The organism is Alphaproteobacteria bacterium (genome assembly GCA_004295055.1).
Classification (GTDB): Bacteria; Pseudomonadota; Alphaproteobacteria; order SHNJ01; family SHNJ01; genus SHNJ01.
In genome coordinates, this window is the sequence record SHNJ01000006.1 from 21596 (window position 1) to 36610 (window position 15015).

Sequence of the window (15015 nt, forward strand, 5' to 3'; positions counted from 1 at the left end):
AGTTACATAAATAATCCAGGGATTGTTGCGCCCCTGAAATTATACTATTTCCTTTTTAAGGAAACTTTGTATAATTTCTCAAAACAATAGGGAGAAATAGCATGGGTAGCGATAGCGCGGCAACCACCGGAATATATCATTTTGAAGAAGGTATGGCTTTAAGAAACCAGGCAATGCGGCCGTTGGCAAATAAATTGCGCAGACAGATTGCAGCACAGGGCGGCCGTGATTTTGTCTTCAGCCCAGATTACAGCTTAATATTATACAAAAGTGATGGCATCTGGCATAGGCAAGAAGTGTATGGCAACCCGGAGCCTGCTAAGGTGGGATTACCCGAAGACATAGAGCGGCTTGACGGTATTATTGCCGCTCGGCGTATGAGAGTTTGGACAATCGGCGTTGTAGCGACTGCTGCGGCTATAGTGGCCACTACCGTTTCGGTCTTTTTCTATACAGCCGCGCAAGAAGAACAATCTAAATTATGGAATAACCAGCCGTTACCGGCATTGCCAACCACCGGAAATGGTTGGAAGGTCGGCGGTTATGATCCTTTATCGGGTCAATATAATCCCGGTTCAAATTTCGGCAGCGACGCTGCAAATCCAGATCCGTTGACTAAACTAAACGAACTTCAAAGAACGCGGTAATTTAGATCGGTGTTTTTTTGCTATCAGGTAAACGCGGAGCTTAGCTCCGCGCGCGAACTAATTGACCTTTTAAAGTTGGAATATCGTAAATCTAAAACCCTTGATTTAAAAAGGTCTGCGTGCGGCCAGCGCTGTGGTCAAGGTGCCTTCGTCCAAATAATCCAGCTCGCCGCCCATCGGCACGCCGTATGCCAGGCGGGAGATTTTAACGTTCAATCCCTGCAACCGGTCGGTTAAATAATGCGCGGTGGTTTGTCCGGCAATCGTCGCATTGGTCGCCAGAATCACTTCGCGGATATTGCCGTGTTCCACCCGCTCGATCAATTTTTGAATATGCAAATCGTCGGGACCAATTCCATCCAGCGCCGACAAGGTTCCGCCCAGAATATGATAAAGACCTTGATAGGCATGCGCGCGTTCGATGGCCCATAAATCCGCCACTTCTTCGACAACGCAAATCGATCCTTGATCGCGGCGCTGATCTTGGCAAAGGCTGCATGGATCGATGGTGTCGACATTGCCGCAAATTTTACAAGATCCGATATGGTCATTGGCATATTGCATAGAAGCGATTAACGGCTCCAGCAATGTTTCGCGCTTTTTCAATAAATGCAACGCCGCGCGCCGCGCCGACCGCGGTCCAAGACCGGGCAGTTTGGCCAGCAAAGCGATCAATTTTTCTAATTCAGGCGATTGCATGATTAGAACGGCAATTTCATGCCAGGCGGCAGGTTCAATCCGCCGGTGATTTTACCCATCTCGTCGGCCAGGTTTTTTTCGACTTTGTTTTTGGCGTCGGTATAGGCCGCGACCACTAAATCTTCGATCATGCCGACATCGCCCGCGGTAACAAGCGTTGGATCGATTTTAACGCGGCGGCATTCGGCCTTGCCGTTCAAGGTCACTTGTACCACGCCGCCGCCGGATGCGCCGGTGGTTTCAACATCGGCCATGCGTTCCTGCAAGGCCTGGATTTTGCTTTGCACTTGTTGCGCTTGCTTGATCATACCGGCAATATTCATGATAAAAGACCCTCATCATCCATGGTTTCAGATTCGGCTGTTGCCGTTGGCGTTTGTTCGGCGCGTTCGCGTACCGATATTATTTTCGCACCCGGAAATTGCTTGATCACCGCCATTACGGTCGGATGCTGCTCCATTTGCTCGACCAGGGCCAGTTGTTTGGCTTGGTCTTGTTGTTGCAAGCTTGGCGCGCCTTTATCTTGCGATACTAAAATCATCCAACGCTGGCCGGTCCATTCGCCCAATAATTTTCCAACCTGATTTACGAAATTCGGCTGGCGGACTTTTTCGCCGACGCGCAATTCGATTTTGCCTGGCGCAAAATTCACCAAATGGCTGTTATGGTATAAATCGTGATACAAAATCATTTCGCGTTTTTCGGCGAATAATTGCACCGCATCGCGATAAGAATGTAATTGCAAACTGGATTCGACGCCAATCGTTGGCGCCAAGGCTAAATTGCGATCGCTAGCCACCGCGCGCGTCGAAACCGGCGCGGATGTAATCGCCGCCGATGTATAAGATCCACCGCCGCCGCTTGGGTTCGATGGCGGCGTATTGGCGGTCACGCTTGGCGCTGGCGCATTCGCCGCGCCGGATTCCAGCAATTGCGATACGCTTGGGATATCGGCCGCATGGCATAGGCGGATCAACACCATTTCAAGGGCGATGGCCGGATTTGGCGCGGTTTGAATTTCCGAAATGCCTTTTAACAGCATTTGCCAGGCGCGGGTTAATGGCGCAATGCCGATTTGTTCGGCGATCGCCTGGCGTTTTTTACGCTCGGTATCTGAAATCATCGCGCCATATTCGCCCGTCACCTTGGCGCGGGTGATGGCGTGGGTGGCGCGCAACAATTCTTGCGCAAGCATGAGTGCATCCGCGCCGGCATTGTATAATTTTTGGCAAAGGGAAAGGGCTTCCGCCACTTTTGCCGACAAAGCCATATCCAATAATTCGTAAATCTCGCTGTGATCCGCAAGGCCCAGCATGCCGCGCACCTGATCGGCATTTACGGCGCCGGACGCATGCGCCATCGCTTGATCCAATAATGACAATCCATCGCGCACCGATCCATCGGCGGCTTGCGCCAGCAAAGCGGCGGCGCCATCATCCAATGTGCAGGATTCTTTTTGCGCGATGTTTTGCAAGTGCTTCGCCAGCCCTTCGGCGTCCAAACGCCGCAAATCGAAACGCTGGCAACGCGATAAAACCGTGACCGGGACTTTGTTGATCTCGGTTGTCGCAAAGATGAATTTCACCGATTCCGGCGGTTCTTCCAATGTTTTCAATAACGCGTTGAATGCGTTTTTCGACAACATATGGACTTCGTCGATAATATAAATTTTAAAACGGGCCGAGGTAGGGCGGTACCGCACGCCATCGATAATTTCACGAATATCGTCAACACCGGTGCGCGATGCGGCGTCCATTTCCATCACATCGATATGCCGGTCATTGCCAATCGCCACGCAATTTTCGCATGTGCCGCATGGGGTAATGGTCGGGCCTTTTTCGCAATTCAAGGCACGGGCGATAATGCGGGCGGTGGTGGTTTTGCCGATGCCGCGCACGCCGGTTAGGATGAACGCATGCGCGATCCGGCCAGTTTGAATGGCGTTGGATAGGGTTTTGACCAGAACTTCCTGGCCGATCAATTCATCGAAATTTTTCGGGCGGTATTTGCGCGCCAGAACGCGGTATTCTTTTTGATTTTCGATTTCTGGAAAAAGACTCATGGCTAACCCTGCTGTTGATCCAGTCCGCCTTCGCCAAGGCTTTGGCGGACACCCACACTTTATGTTTGCTTCGTGTGGCCTTGCCACCCGAAGCCGCAACGCGGCGTAGGGTGGAAAGCCGATCACAACAGGCTGAAATTCGTTACGGTTGCTGCCTCTCGGCCCTGGCCGGGTTAGCGATACAAGTCTTCGCAACCGACTTTCCACCTATTTACATAGCAGATTTTCCCGCAAAGCCAACGCCTGAATCGAAATATCCAGGCTTTTCAACCGAATATCGTTCTTGCAAAGGATACAATCATGGATTAAAGGAATATCATTGAAATAAGGGAGAATAATCATGGCCAAAGCGGTTTGGAGAATAGTTGCTGCATTGGGTATCGCAGGTGGAATTGCCAGTGTTCCAGTTATTGGTCATATGCGCGAAGAACAGGCGAAGCAAGTCGCTTTGGACAATAGTCGCCAAGAAGCAATTAAGGCTGCTTATTCAGCCTACAAAATATTAAAACTTCAAACCCAAAATGCTCGTGATCATCATTGGCTGGTGGCCTATGAAGCGGTTGATGGCGGACTGCGAATGGATGCGATGCCAACTACGCAGGCTTTGGATGATTATGCTATAGAACAAAAATATAAAATTGAAAAAATGCTGGAAGTATTGCCGGACGGTTTTGCATTGGTAAGTACCGATCCATATTATGCTGAATGGAGCGGACGCCCATTGGAAGCTGTTCGCGCGGATGTAGTTACTGCGATCAAAGAAGCGCAAACACAATTTGTCCAGGCAGTGCATGATGTGGTCGCGGGTAATACGCCGCATCCCACCGATTACGATCAACTCAATAATTTAATTGGTCATACGGATCGCGCTCTACGCTATTTGCAAAACGGTACTGTAGATTTAACTTCCGTAAAGGGTGAGAATGTAACCGCACGAATCATAGCCTATAACCAGGCTTTGAATTTCAGTATGGCGAAATTGATTCTTGCTGAAATCCCCAGCATGACAAGTCCGGCACATTTGCATCATGTGACATTGCCTTTGAAAGAGCATTTAAAAGCCGCTGGTGGTTTGGGTCTTTCAGCGCTATTCCCAGGCGAATCTTTGACCGACGATCAGGCTTATGAGCGGATTCGGGCAATTGCGGATAAAACCGAAGCAGCATTGCCGAAAACAGCGCCTGTTGATGCGGCTGCCATAAAAGCAATCGAAAATACTAACACGCGCTAATTTATTTTATCAATCTCCGCGCCAATTCTAGATCTTCCGGCGTGTCGATGGCAATCGGCACCCGGTCGACCAGCGCCACGTCAATGCGCAATCCCAATTCCAGGGCGCGCAATTGTTCCAGTTTCTCGCGGCTCTCCAGCGCGCTTGGCGGCGAGGCGATAAATTTTTCCAATGCCTTGCGGCGATAGGCGTAAATGCCGATATGATGCCAATGTTCACCGGCGCCATGCGGAATCAGGCTGCGCGAAAAATACAGCGCCCGGCCGCTGTGTTTGCCATATTGGTGCATGGCGATTTTGACGACGTTCGGTTTTTCCGCCTCGTTCAGGTTTGGAATGCGCGCGGCGGCGGTTGCGATGTCGACCTTGGAATCTTGCATCAAATTTAAAATCGCTTGCAAGGTGTGCGGATCGATGTCCGGCAAATCGCCTTGCAGGTTGATAATTACCTCATGCAGCCCGGTTGGATCGGCCGATTGAATCGCGGCCCAGATCCGGTCCGATCCCGATGGCAGGGCAGGGTCCGTTAAGATCGCCTTGCCTTTTACCTTAGTAATTACATCAACAATTTCTTTGTCCCCTGCCGCAACGACAACCGGGCCTAAATCGGCCGCCAAGGCGCGGTCATAGACGCGCACAATCATCGGTTTGCCGTTAATATCGGCCAATGGCTTGTTCGGCAGGCGCGTTGCGGCCAGCCGGGCGGGGATAATAATAATCGGGTTTAAATTCTGCATGGACGGGCAGATTATACCAGTACGCGGAAAATCACAATTTTGTTTATATAATCCATGGATTTCATCGGCAAAATTCGCTATAAAACCCTTAATCTTTTCAAGGAAATAGATTTCAAAGGTTTTTTATGGAAAACAATAAAATTTTAGCCGCCATTTTGTGCGCCGCTCTTTTGTTTATGATCACCGGATTCATTTCCGAAGGTTTGTCGGAACCGGAACATTTAAAGGAAAACGCTTACAAAATCGAAGTGGCGGAAACGGCAAGTTCGGGCGGCGTGGCCGAAGCGCCGAAAGAATTGCCGCCGATCGCGCCATTATTGGCCGCGGCCAGTGCGGCGGATGGCATGGGTATTTCCAAAAAATGCGCCGCTTGCCATAATTTTGATAAAGGCGGCCCGAATAAGGTCGGCCCGAATTTGTGGGGTATCGTCAATAACAAACATGCTCATGCCGAAGGATTCGCCTATTCCGACGCAATCAAAGGTTTGCCGGGCGTTTGGGATTATGAAAGCCTGAACAAGTTTTTACACAAACCCGCCAAATACGCGCCGGGCACAAAAATGAATTTCGCCGGGATTTCGTCGGATAAAGACCGCGCGAATTTAATCGCATATTTGCGCAGCCTGTCGGATAACCCGGCCCCTTTACCAAAATAATACAGCTACCCTCCCCTTGAGGGAGGGTCAAAATTTGTTTACAAATTTTGGGGTGGGGATTTCCACCTGCTTAATTTAAAGTTACCTTATAATATCACTACCGCGTCCCCACCCCAAACCCGCTTCGCGGCTTTGACCCTCCCTCAAGGGGAGGGTAGTTAAAGTTTAAGAGGTATTTTATGTATCGTTTACTTGGCATCATTATCGCTTTGTTGATTACATCTCCGACCATTGCCGCCGATTTTTATACGCCGGTTCATGCGATTGCGATGCAAGGCAAACCAAAATATCCGGCCGATTTTAAGCATTTCGATTACGTCAATGCCGAGGCGCCAAAAAATGGATTGGTGAAACTCGCCGCCGTCGGCACATTCGATAATTTGAATCCGTTTATTCTAAAGGGCGTTGCGGCGACCGGCGCTGGCATGCTGTTCGATTCATTGCTGGAATCTTCCGCCGATGAAGCGTTTACGGAATATGGTTTGTTGGCCGAATCGGTGGAAATGCCGGAAAACCGGGCTTGGGTTATTTTCAATCTGCGGCCTGAGGCAAAATTCAGCGATGGCACATCGGTAACGGCGGACGATGTCGCCTTTACTTTTGAGACTTTGAAAACCAAGGGCAATCCGTTGTACCGCGTCTATTACGCCAATGTCAGCAAAGTCGATATACTGGGCCCACGCAAAGTAAAATTCACTTTTGGCAAGGATTCGAATCGCGAATTGCCGTTGATTGTCGGCCAAATGCAAGTTTTGTCAAAGACCTATTATACCGCGCATAAATTTGATGAAACGACTCTGGTGGCGCCGCTGGGCAGCGGCCCATACAAAGTCGAATCGGTCGATCCCGGCCGGTCGATCACATTCGCGCGCGATCCGAATTATTGGGGCAAAAATTTACCGATCAATAAAGGCCGCTACAATTTCGAACGCATCCGGTATGACTATTATCGCGATGGCCAGGTCGCGCTCGAAGCGTTCAAAGCCGGAGAATATGATTTTCGTCAGGAAAACGTGGCCAAGGATTGGGCGACCGCTTATGATTTTCCGGCGCTTTCCTATGGACTTGTGAAAAAAGAAGAAATTCCGCACGAAATTCCAACCGGCATGCAGGGGTTTGCGATGAATACGCGCCGCGCCCTGTTTTCCGATCCTGCGGTACGCCAGGCGCTGGGCTATGCCTTCGATTTTGAATGGAGCAATAAGGCGCTGTTTTTCGGATCGTATACGCGCACCCGCAGTTATTTTTCAAATTCGGAACTGGCGTCGGTCGGATTGCCGTCGGCCGACGAAATCAAGGTTTTGGAAAAATACCGCGCCGTTTTGCCCGAAGAAGTATTCACCAAAGAATATGTGCCGCCGATGAACGATGGCAGCGGCAATATTCGTAATAACCTGAAAATCGCGCAAAAACTGCTGGCGGATGCCGGCTGGGAAATGAAAGACGGCGTTCTGATGAAAGACGGAAAGAAATTCGAATTCGAAGTCATCAGCAATACGCCGATGTTCGAACGGATTTTATTGCCGTTCAAAAATAACCTGCAAAAACTGGGCATTACCGCGAATATCCGTACCATCGATTCCGCGCAGTATCAAAAACGGATGGAAGATTTCGATTATGACATGACCGTGATTGTGATTCCGCAATCTTTGTCGCCAGGCAATGAACAGCGCAATTTCTGGTCGTCCAGCGCGGCCGATACGCGCGGCAGCGATAATTATATGGGCATTAAGAATCCGGCTGTGGACGAGCTGGTTGAAAAAATCATCGCCGCCACGACGCGCGAGGAATTGATTACCTATACCCGCGCGCTCGACCGGATTTTATTGTGGGGTTATTATGTGATCCCGAATTGGCATATTCGCACGCATCGTGTCGCGTATTGGGACAAATTTTCCGCCCCATCGGTGCGGCCAAAATATGCCTTGGGATTTTTGGATACTTGGTGGATCGACGCGGATAAACAAGCCAAGCTGGAAACCCAAAAACAAAACCCCGGCAAGACCTTGATGCCGTCCGAGGAAGGCAAAAGCCGCAAAGGCGCCTGGCTGCTCGTGGCATTATTGGCTCTGTTGGGTTTGGCGTTTATTTACAATAGGCGAAGGTAGAGATTCTAAGCTGCCCTCCCCTTGAGGGAGGGCGCAAAATTTCACCAGAAATTTTGGGGTGGGGACTTCGGTTTATGCCAGTTAGATTATCGATAATATTTTTCACCGCATCCCCACCCCAAACCCGCATCGCGGCTTTGACCCTCCCTCAAGGGGAGGGTCGTTAGAAGTGCAATCACATGTTTAATTGAAATCCTTATAAAATGGTCGTTTATCTTTACCCCTGACCATTCTCTCCGCTACACTCTTTATATGCTCGCCTATATCATCCGCCGCCTGCTGTTGATCATCCCGACTTTGGTGGGGATTATGATCATAAATTTTGCCGTGATTCAGGCGGCGCCGGGCGGCCCGGTTGAACAATTAATCGCGCAATTGCAAGGCAAGAATATGGGCGCTACCGCCCGTATTTCCGGCGGCACCGGCGAGACGCTGAATCAGCATTCCGGCGGCGGAAATTCCACCGGCCAGACGGCCAAATACCGCGGCGCGCAGGGGCTTGATCCCGAATTGATCGCGGAAATCGAGAAAATGTACGGATTCGATAAGCCGCCGATGCAGCGTTTTCTGGATATGATGGCGAAATACGCCGTATTCGATTTTGGCGAAAGTTTTTTCCGCAATCAGAAGGTCACCGATCTTGTGATCGATAAAATGCCGACATCGATCACGCTGGGGCTTTGGACAACGTTGCTCGTTTATTTGATTTCAATCCCGCTGGGCATCGCCAAGGCAACGCGTGCGGGAACGCCATTCGATACCTGGACCAGTATTGTGGTGATTATCGGCTATGCTATTCCCAGTTTTCTGTTCGCCATTTTATTGGTGGTTTTGTTTTCCGGCGGCAGCTTCTTTTCGCTCTTCCCGCTTCGGGGGCTTACGTCCGAAAACTGGGCGCAGATGAACTGGTTTGAACAAATTATCGACTATGCCTGGCATATTACCTTGCCGATTGTGGCGCTGGTTATCGGCGGATTCGCAAGCCTGACCATGTTGACCAAAAATTCTTTTATCGAGGAAATCAATAAACAGTATGTCACCACCGCGCGCGCCAAAGGCTGTACCGAAAACCGCGTTCTGTACGGACATGTGTTTCGCAATGCGATGCTGATTGTGGTCGCCGGTTTTCCCGCGGCGTTCATTTCCATTCTTTTTACCGGATCGTTGTTGATTGAAATTATTTTCTCGCTCGATGGGCTGGGTTTGCTTGGGTTCGAGGCCGCGATTAACCGCGATTATCCCGTCATGTTCGGCACGCTGTATTTCTTTACATTGCTTGGGTTATTAATGAATATTCTGGGCGACGTTCTATATACCGTTATCGATCCGCGCATCGATTTTGAGCGGAGGGCGATGTGAAGCCTCTCTCGCCTTTAACCAAGCGGCGCTTGATCGGTTTCCGGCGCAATAAATTGGGCTATTACAGCCTATGGGTGTTTTTATTTTTATTTATATTATCGCTGTTCGCGGAATTTATCGCTAACGATAAGCCGTTAGTTTTATCCTATAAAGGCCAATTGCATTTTCCGGTGGTGCAGACCTATACCGACCAATATTTTGGCGGCGATTTCACCACCGAAGCCGATTACCGCGATCCAGCGCTGCAAACATTGATCGAGGCCGGTGGCGGGTGGATGATTTGGCCGCCAATTCCATTCCATTACGATACGGTCAATTATAACTTAACCGCACCCGCGCCGACGCCGCCATCATGGGAAAACTGGCTCGGAACCGACGATCAGGCGCGCGATGTGATGGCGCGTTTAATATATGGTTTTCGCATTTCGGTTTTATTCGGCCTGACCCTGACCATTCTAAGTTCTGTCGTTGGCGTCGCCGCCGGTGCTGTGCAAGGATATTTTGGCGGTAAAACCGACCTGTTGTTTCAGCGTTTTATTGAAATCTGGGGTGGATTGCCAGTCTTATATTTGCTGATTATTTTATCCAGCGTGGTGGTGCCGAATTTCTGGTGGTTGCTGGGATTAATGTTATTGTTTTCCTGGATGAATTTGGTCGGCGTGGTGCGCGCTGAATTTTACCGCACCCGCAATTTCGATTATGTCCGCGCCGCACGGGCGCTTGGGGTTTCCGACACAACTATTATGTGGCGCCATATTCTGCCAAATGCGATGGTGGCGACGCTGACATTCTTGCCGTTCGTTTTGAACGCATCGATCACAACCTTGACATCGTTGGATTTTCTGGGTTTTGGCTTGCCGCCGGGATCGGCTTCGCTGGGCGAGCTATTGTCGCAGGGAAAAAACAATTTACAGGCCCCATGGCTGGGCATGACCGCGTTTTTAACGCTGGCTTTTATTCTAACTTTGCTGATTTTTATCGGCGAAGCGGTGCGCGATGCGTTTGACCCTCGTAAAATATGGGGTTCATGATGGCGGAAAACCGGATTCTATCTATTGAAAACCTGCAATTGGAATTTACCCACGGTAAAAAAACCGCGCGCGTGCTGAATGGAATCAATTTGCACATTAATCGCGGGGAAACCGTTGCCTTTGTCGGGGAAAGCGGATCGGGAAAATCGGTTTGCGCATTGTCCATTCTACAATTGCTGCGCGCTGCGCATTATCCGGCCGGAAAGATTATCTGGCAGGGGAACAAGGATTTATTGCATGCGCCGGAACAGGAAATGCAAAAAATCCGGGGCAACCGTATTGCAATGATTTTTCAGGAACCGATGACGGCGCTGAATCCGCTGCATACGGTCGGGCGGCAAATCGCGGAATCCATTTCCCTGCATCAGATTTTATCGCCGCAGAAAGCTGCCGAAAGGATAAAGGAATTGCTGACTTTAACCGGCCTTACCGACACGGCGCGGTTTATGGCGGCTTATCCGCATGAATTGTCGGGCGGCCAGCGCCAGCGTATTTTGATCGCGATGGCGTTAGCGAATAATCCCGATCTACTGATCGCGGACGAGCCGACGACGGCTTTGGACGTAACGGTGCAGGAACAAATACTTTCCTTGTTGCGGGAATTGCAGCAAAAACTGGGCATGGCGTTATTGCTGATCACCCATGATTTAAACATGGTTCGGCGCATGGCCAAACGCGTATATATCCTTAAAAACGGCGAAGTGGCCGAAGGCGGCGAGGTGGCCAATATTTTTGCATCGCCGCAACATCCCTATACCAAGTTATTGCTGAATTCGACGCCAAAAGGCGCGCCGATTCCCCGTGCGCAAGCCGCCGATGAGTTGTTGCGCGCCGAAAATCTGCGCGTTTGGTTTCCAATCAAAAAAGGCGTGTTTAAAAAGACGGTCGGCCATGTCAAGGCGGTTGACGGTATTAATTTCACTCTGCGCGCCGGGCAGACATTGGGCGTCGTGGGGGAAAGCGGATCGGGCAAAACCACGCTAGGCCTTGCGATTTTACGTTTGATTCAGTCAGATGGAAAAATCGTTTATATGGGCCAGGATTTACAGCAAAAAAATTCGGGGCAATTGCGGCCTTTGCGTAAAAACATGCAAATCGTGTTTCAGGATCCTTTTGGCGCGCTAAGTCCGCGCATGACGGTCGGGCAAATTGTCGGCGAAGGGCTTGGCGTGCATGAACCGAATCTAACCGAGGCGGAGCGCGGACGGATGATTGCCGACGCTTTAATTCGGGTTGGATTGAATGTGGAATCCATGGATCGGTATCCGCATGAATTTTCCGGCGGACAGCGGCAACGTATTTCGATTGCGCGCGCGCTGGTATTGAAACCGAAATTGGTGATTTTAGACGAACCCACTTCGGCGCTGGATATGACCACTCAGGCGCAAATTGTCGATCTGCTGCGCGATTTACAGCGGGAAAACGCGCTAACTTATATTTTGATTAGTCATGATTTGCGGGTTGTTAAGGCTTTGTCGCACGACATTCTGGTTTTGCGCGGCGGCCTGGCCATAGAAGCAGGAACGGCAACACAAATTTTAGACGATCCTAAAACCGATTATACCAAGGCGTTAATGAAAGCGGCTTTTGTATAGGGTTTTGGGTATTGGGTTCCGGGTTTTGGGTTAAAAAATAGTTTTCCTAAACCCAAACCCCAAACCCCACTTCTAGGCCGCTTCGCGGATGTGATAGGCGCTTTTTGCAATTTGATCTTGCGCCGTTTTAATCACTTCGGCGAGACCGTTCAGATAGGTCATGCCGTCCGGCGTGCGTTGCACCAAAACGCTGCGTTTATTGGTTTCATCGCGCATACGTCCAATTAAATTCAGTTCCGTCAACCGGTCCAAGGCGCGGGTGATGGCGGGTTTGGTGATGTTCAAATCGGCGGCCAATCCACGCACCGTATGCGGCGGCGGCGTTACATATACGGTCAATAATACGGCGAGTTGGCGCGCGGTTAAATCCGGGCTGTCTTTGCGGACGCCTTCGGATGTGATTAAACGCAATAGATCTAACGCTCCTGCATTATTTAAATTGGATTGCATAAAAATTTCCTTGGATTTGAAAAAGAGGTAAGTATTTGAAAAGTGGGCTCAATTAACCATGTTTAAAGCGCGCTTGCAATAAGGAAAACAATCCACGGATGGTCATTGCCTCGCCGCCCTGTGGCCGGCCTGCACGGTCATTCGCATTCCAGGCATAAAGATCCAAATGAATCCATGGAGTGCCGGGCAAAACGAATTCTTGTAAAAATAATGCGGCGGTGATGCAGCCGGCGAAAGATGAATTGGAAGAATTGTTTATGTCGGCGATTTTGGAATCCAGCATCGTGCGATAATTCTTCCAAAGCGGCATCGGCCACATCGGATCGTCATTGTCGCGGCCAAATCGAATCGCATCGACCAGTAGTGCATCGTCATTACTGAAAAGGGCGGGTAGTTCCGGCCCAAGCGCCACGCGCGCCGCGCCGGTTAATGTCGAAAAATCAATCATCATATCGGGTTTTGCTTGCGACCCTTCCCACAAACAGTCCGCCATCACCAAACGTCCTTCGGCATCGGTATTGCCGATTTCAACGGTCATACCCTGGCGTGATTTGATAATATCCAGTGGACGAAATGCGTTGCTGGCGATGCTGTTTTCCACAGCCGCGATCATCACGCGCAGATTCACCGGCAAATTCAATTGCATGATCATGTGGGCGAGACCCAACGCATGCGCCGCGCCGCCCATATCCTTTTTCATAATCAGCATATTGGCGTCGTTCTTGATATCGAGTCCGCCAGTATCGAAACAAACGCCTTTGCCGACCAAAACCAGCTTTTTATGTTTCGGGTTTCCCCAGGTCAGGTCGATCAAGCGCGGTTCTTGCGGCCCGGCGCGGCCAACCGTATGGATCAGGGGATAATTCTGCGCCAGTAATTGATCGCCAACGGTGATTTTGATTCTTCCGCCATGTTGCCGCGCCATATTGGTTGCAATCATGCCTAAGTTTTCTGGGCCCATATCCTCGGCTGGGGTGTTGACCATATCGCGGATTAAATAAATTGCCTGCGCGGTGGCGGACAATTTTGCGGCATCCATTTTTTTCGGTGCAACCAAATTGGCCGGCAATTTTTTCGCTTTTTTATAGCGGGTGAATTGATACGCGCCCATCGACCATCCCAGACATAAATCGGATAATTGCGCCGGTGTAAAATCGTTTTGATTGGCGATAGCATAAGATCCGCCGGGCAGGGACATCGGCAATCCTGAAATGCTCCAGACCGATAATTCATCGTAACTGACAATCGCGCCGGCTACATCCCCCTTGGCGCCAGGCAACGTCGCCATCGCAAGTCCGCCAGGCTGGTAATTCATGTTCGCCAGCCAATTTTGCGCGGCTTTGTTTTGCTTTTTCAGCCAGGATTTGTAATCGGCTTTGGATACAACATGCAAAGGTTTTGCCTTGGATGCGCTGGATACGATCCCATTTGGCAAATGCGTGGCGGATTCGGCGGATAATTTTTTCATGAAAAATTCTTTTCACAGGGGTATGAAGACTAGAAATACTTTGCATAATTTAGGCAATCATTTCAAATATTTGTGTCATATCCCAAATATTATCATCATGGGGCATGATCTGGCCGCCATTCTTGCCTTGAAATTACCGGAATTTTCACCACATAATAAGTGTAATAAGGTTTATAGTTATAAAACTTATAAAGCAAAGGAACGGCGAGACATGAGCAATCCCTTCGATGAATTGGAATTCCTGGATGATGCAGACGATATGGAGCTTGCGCCAGAAGCGCCAGTAACGCGCGTTACCGCTCCCAAAATCGATCTAAGCCGCTTGGGTGTCAATCACGTTGCCTATGTAAAGCCGGGGGTTGTGAATGGGGTCAATGGTTTTACCATTTATGCCGCCGACGGCACGCCCGTCGCCATGGCCGCCGACCGCGTGATGGCGGACGCCGCCATTATGCAAAGCAATATGCATCAGGTCAGCGTCCACTAATCTTTTGATTTAATTCGCCGCTTTGGCGAATACCGATTGGATTCCGGCGCCGTTTTTGGCTTGGCGCAGTTCGGTTTTCGCGCCTTCGTCCTTGAACACTTTGGCGATTTGCGACAGCGCCTTCAAATGGTCGGCACCGGCCGATTCCGGCGCCAGCAAGGTGAAAATCAAATCGACCGGTTTTTCATCGACCGATTCGAAATCGACTGGCGTCGATAAACGCACGAACACACCGTGAATTTTATTCAGATTCGGAAAACGGCTGTGCGGGATGGCAACGCCATCGCCGGTGCCGGTGGTGCCTAAACGCTCGCGCTGCAACAACGCATCAAAAATTTCTTTCTCATGCAAGCCGGATTTTTTCGCGCCATAGGCGGCTATTTTTTCCAGCAACTCGCGCTTACTGCTGGCTTCGATATCAACCACAATCGAATCCGGCGATAAAATATTGGAAATATTCATCACGATACCTTTGTTATATTTATT

The 15015-nt window shown here is 50.0% G+C and carries 15 protein-coding genes and 1 other RNA gene; 8 read left to right on the top strand and 8 right to left on the bottom strand.

Annotation, left to right across the window (positions count from 1 at the left end; genetic code table 11):
• The first annotated feature begins 101 nt into the window (after positions 1-101).
• Entirely contained in the window at positions 102-647 is a 546-nt protein-coding gene (locus EYC62_00530) for a hypothetical protein (GenBank protein TAH37755.1), read from the top strand.
• A 105-nt stretch (positions 648-752) separates the two neighbouring features.
• Here EYC62_00530 and recR read toward each other — a convergent pair whose 3' ends face one another.
• The 4 genes from recR to ffs all read right to left on the bottom strand — a co-directional run bounded on the left by recR (position 753) and on the right by ffs (position 3613).
• Positions 753-1346, bottom strand: a complete 594-nt coding sequence (recR, locus tag EYC62_00535) for a recombination protein RecR (protein ID TAH37756.1) — start codon at positions 1344-1346, stop codon at positions 753-755.
• 2 nt (positions 1347-1348) lie between these two features.
• On the bottom strand, positions 1349-1672 hold the full coding sequence (locus tag EYC62_00540; protein ID TAH37757.1) for a YbaB/EbfC family nucleoid-associated protein: 324 nt from the start codon (positions 1670-1672) through the stop codon (positions 1349-1351).
• Entirely contained in the window at positions 1666-3408 is a 1743-nt protein-coding gene (locus EYC62_00545; GenBank protein TAH37758.1) for a DNA polymerase III subunit gamma/tau, read from the bottom strand. Before EYC62_00545 ends, EYC62_00540 begins: the two co-directional genes overlap by 7 nt.
• A gap of 109 nt (positions 3409-3517) precedes the next feature.
• Positions 3518-3613, bottom strand: an RNA gene (ffs, locus tag EYC62_00550) — signal recognition particle sRNA small type.
• 135 nt (positions 3614-3748) lie between these two features.
• On the opposite strand from ffs, the gene EYC62_00555 reads away from it, so the two are divergent.
• On the top strand, positions 3749-4639 hold the full coding sequence (locus tag EYC62_00555; protein TAH37759.1) for a hypothetical protein: 891 nt from the start codon (positions 3749-3751) through the stop codon (positions 4637-4639).
• A 1-nt stretch (position 4640) separates the two neighbouring features.
• On the opposite strand, the gene EYC62_00560 is transcribed toward EYC62_00555, so the two are convergent.
• Positions 4641-5375 (bottom strand): 3-deoxy-manno-octulosonate cytidylyltransferase, encoded by a 735-nt coding sequence (locus tag EYC62_00560; protein ID TAH37760.1) that lies wholly within the window; start codon positions 5373-5375, stop codon positions 4641-4643.
• 125 nt (positions 5376-5500) lie between these two features.
• Between EYC62_00560 and EYC62_00565 the strand changes: the two genes are divergently transcribed.
• The 5 genes from EYC62_00565 to EYC62_00585 all read left to right on the top strand — a co-directional run bounded on the left by EYC62_00565 (position 5501) and on the right by EYC62_00585 (position 12124).
• Entirely contained in the window at positions 5501-6031 is a 531-nt protein-coding gene (locus EYC62_00565; protein TAH37761.1) for a cytochrome c family protein, read from the top strand.
• A 179-nt stretch (positions 6032-6210) separates the two neighbouring features.
• Entirely contained in the window at positions 6211-8139 is a 1929-nt protein-coding gene (locus EYC62_00570; GenBank protein TAH37762.1) for an ABC transporter substrate-binding protein, read from the top strand.
• Positions 8140-8391: 252 nt separating this feature from the next.
• On the top strand, positions 8392-9498 hold the full coding sequence (locus EYC62_00575) for a microcin C ABC transporter permease YejB (GenBank protein TAH37763.1): 1107 nt from the start codon (positions 8392-8394) through the stop codon (positions 9496-9498).
• Positions 9495-10529 carry an ABC transporter permease gene (locus EYC62_00580; GenBank protein TAH37764.1) on the top strand — a complete coding sequence of 345 codons (1035 nt, stop codon included), beginning with the start codon at positions 9495-9497 and terminating at the stop codon, positions 10527-10529. Before EYC62_00575 ends, EYC62_00580 begins: the two co-directional genes overlap by 4 nt.
• Positions 10529-12124, top strand: coding sequence for an ABC transporter ATP-binding protein (locus EYC62_00585; protein ID TAH37839.1), 1596 nt, complete (start codon positions 10529-10531; stop codon positions 12122-12124). The genes EYC62_00580 and EYC62_00585 overlap by 1 nt, the downstream gene beginning before the upstream one ends.
• Before the next feature lie 72 nt (positions 12125-12196).
• On the opposite strand, the gene EYC62_00590 is transcribed toward EYC62_00585, so the two are convergent.
• The gene (locus tag EYC62_00590) at positions 12197-12574 is read right to left on the bottom strand and encodes a MarR family transcriptional regulator (protein ID TAH37765.1); all 378 of its coding nucleotides are present in this window, start codon (positions 12572-12574) and stop codon (positions 12197-12199) included.
• Positions 12575-12626: 52 nt separating this feature from the next.
• Entirely contained in the window at positions 12627-14042 is a 1416-nt protein-coding gene (locus tag EYC62_00595) for a leucyl aminopeptidase family protein (protein ID TAH37766.1), read from the bottom strand.
• Positions 14043-14301: 259 nt separating this feature from the next.
• Between EYC62_00595 and EYC62_00600 the strand changes: the two genes are divergently transcribed.
• Positions 14302-14529, top strand: coding sequence for a DUF1150 family protein (locus tag EYC62_00600; GenBank protein ID TAH37840.1), 228 nt, complete (start codon positions 14302-14304; stop codon positions 14527-14529).
• A 9-nt stretch (positions 14530-14538) separates the two neighbouring features.
• Here EYC62_00600 and ptsN read toward each other — a convergent pair whose 3' ends face one another.
• Entirely contained in the window at positions 14539-14991 is a 453-nt protein-coding gene (ptsN, locus tag EYC62_00605) for a PTS IIA-like nitrogen-regulatory protein PtsN (GenBank protein TAH37767.1), read from the bottom strand.
• Positions 14992-15015: the final 24 nt, after the last annotated feature.

Excerpts from the sequence above, each read along its gene's own strand:
- EYC62_00575 (TAH37763.1), top strand. The coding sequence starts at position 8,392 with ATGCTCGCCTATATCATCCGCCGCCTGCTGTTGATCATCCCGACTTTG.
- ptsN (TAH37767.1), bottom strand. The coding sequence starts at position 14,991 with ATGAATATTTCCAATATTTTATCGCCGGATTCGATTGTGGTTGATATC.
- EYC62_00600 (TAH37840.1), top strand. The coding sequence starts at position 14,302 with ATGGAGCTTGCGCCAGAAGCGCCAGTAACGCGCGTTACCGCTCCCAAA.
- EYC62_00560 (TAH37760.1), bottom strand. The coding sequence starts at position 5,375 with ATGCAGAATTTAAACCCGATTATTATTATCCCCGCCCGGCTGGCCGCA.
- EYC62_00545 (TAH37758.1), bottom strand. The coding sequence starts at position 3,408 with ATGAGTCTTTTTCCAGAAATCGAAAATCAAAAAGAATACCGCGTTCTG.
- EYC62_00565 (TAH37761.1), top strand. The coding sequence starts at position 5,501 with ATGGAAAACAATAAAATTTTAGCCGCCATTTTGTGCGCCGCTCTTTTG.
- EYC62_00585 (TAH37839.1), top strand. The coding sequence starts at position 10,529 with ATGGCGGAAAACCGGATTCTATCTATTGAAAACCTGCAATTGGAATTT.
- EYC62_00590 (TAH37765.1), bottom strand. The coding sequence starts at position 12,574 with ATGCAATCCAATTTAAATAATGCAGGAGCGTTAGATCTATTGCGTTTA.
- EYC62_00530 (TAH37755.1), top strand. The coding sequence starts at position 102 with ATGGGTAGCGATAGCGCGGCAACCACCGGAATATATCATTTTGAAGAA.
- recR (TAH37756.1), bottom strand. The coding sequence starts at position 1,346 with ATGCAATCGCCTGAATTAGAAAAATTGATCGCTTTGCTGGCCAAACTG.
- EYC62_00555 (TAH37759.1), top strand. The coding sequence starts at position 3,749 with ATGGCCAAAGCGGTTTGGAGAATAGTTGCTGCATTGGGTATCGCAGGT.
- EYC62_00570 (TAH37762.1), top strand. The coding sequence starts at position 6,211 with ATGTATCGTTTACTTGGCATCATTATCGCTTTGTTGATTACATCTCCG.
- EYC62_00595 (TAH37766.1), bottom strand. The coding sequence starts at position 14,042 with ATGAAAAAATTATCCGCCGAATCCGCCACGCATTTGCCAAATGGGATC.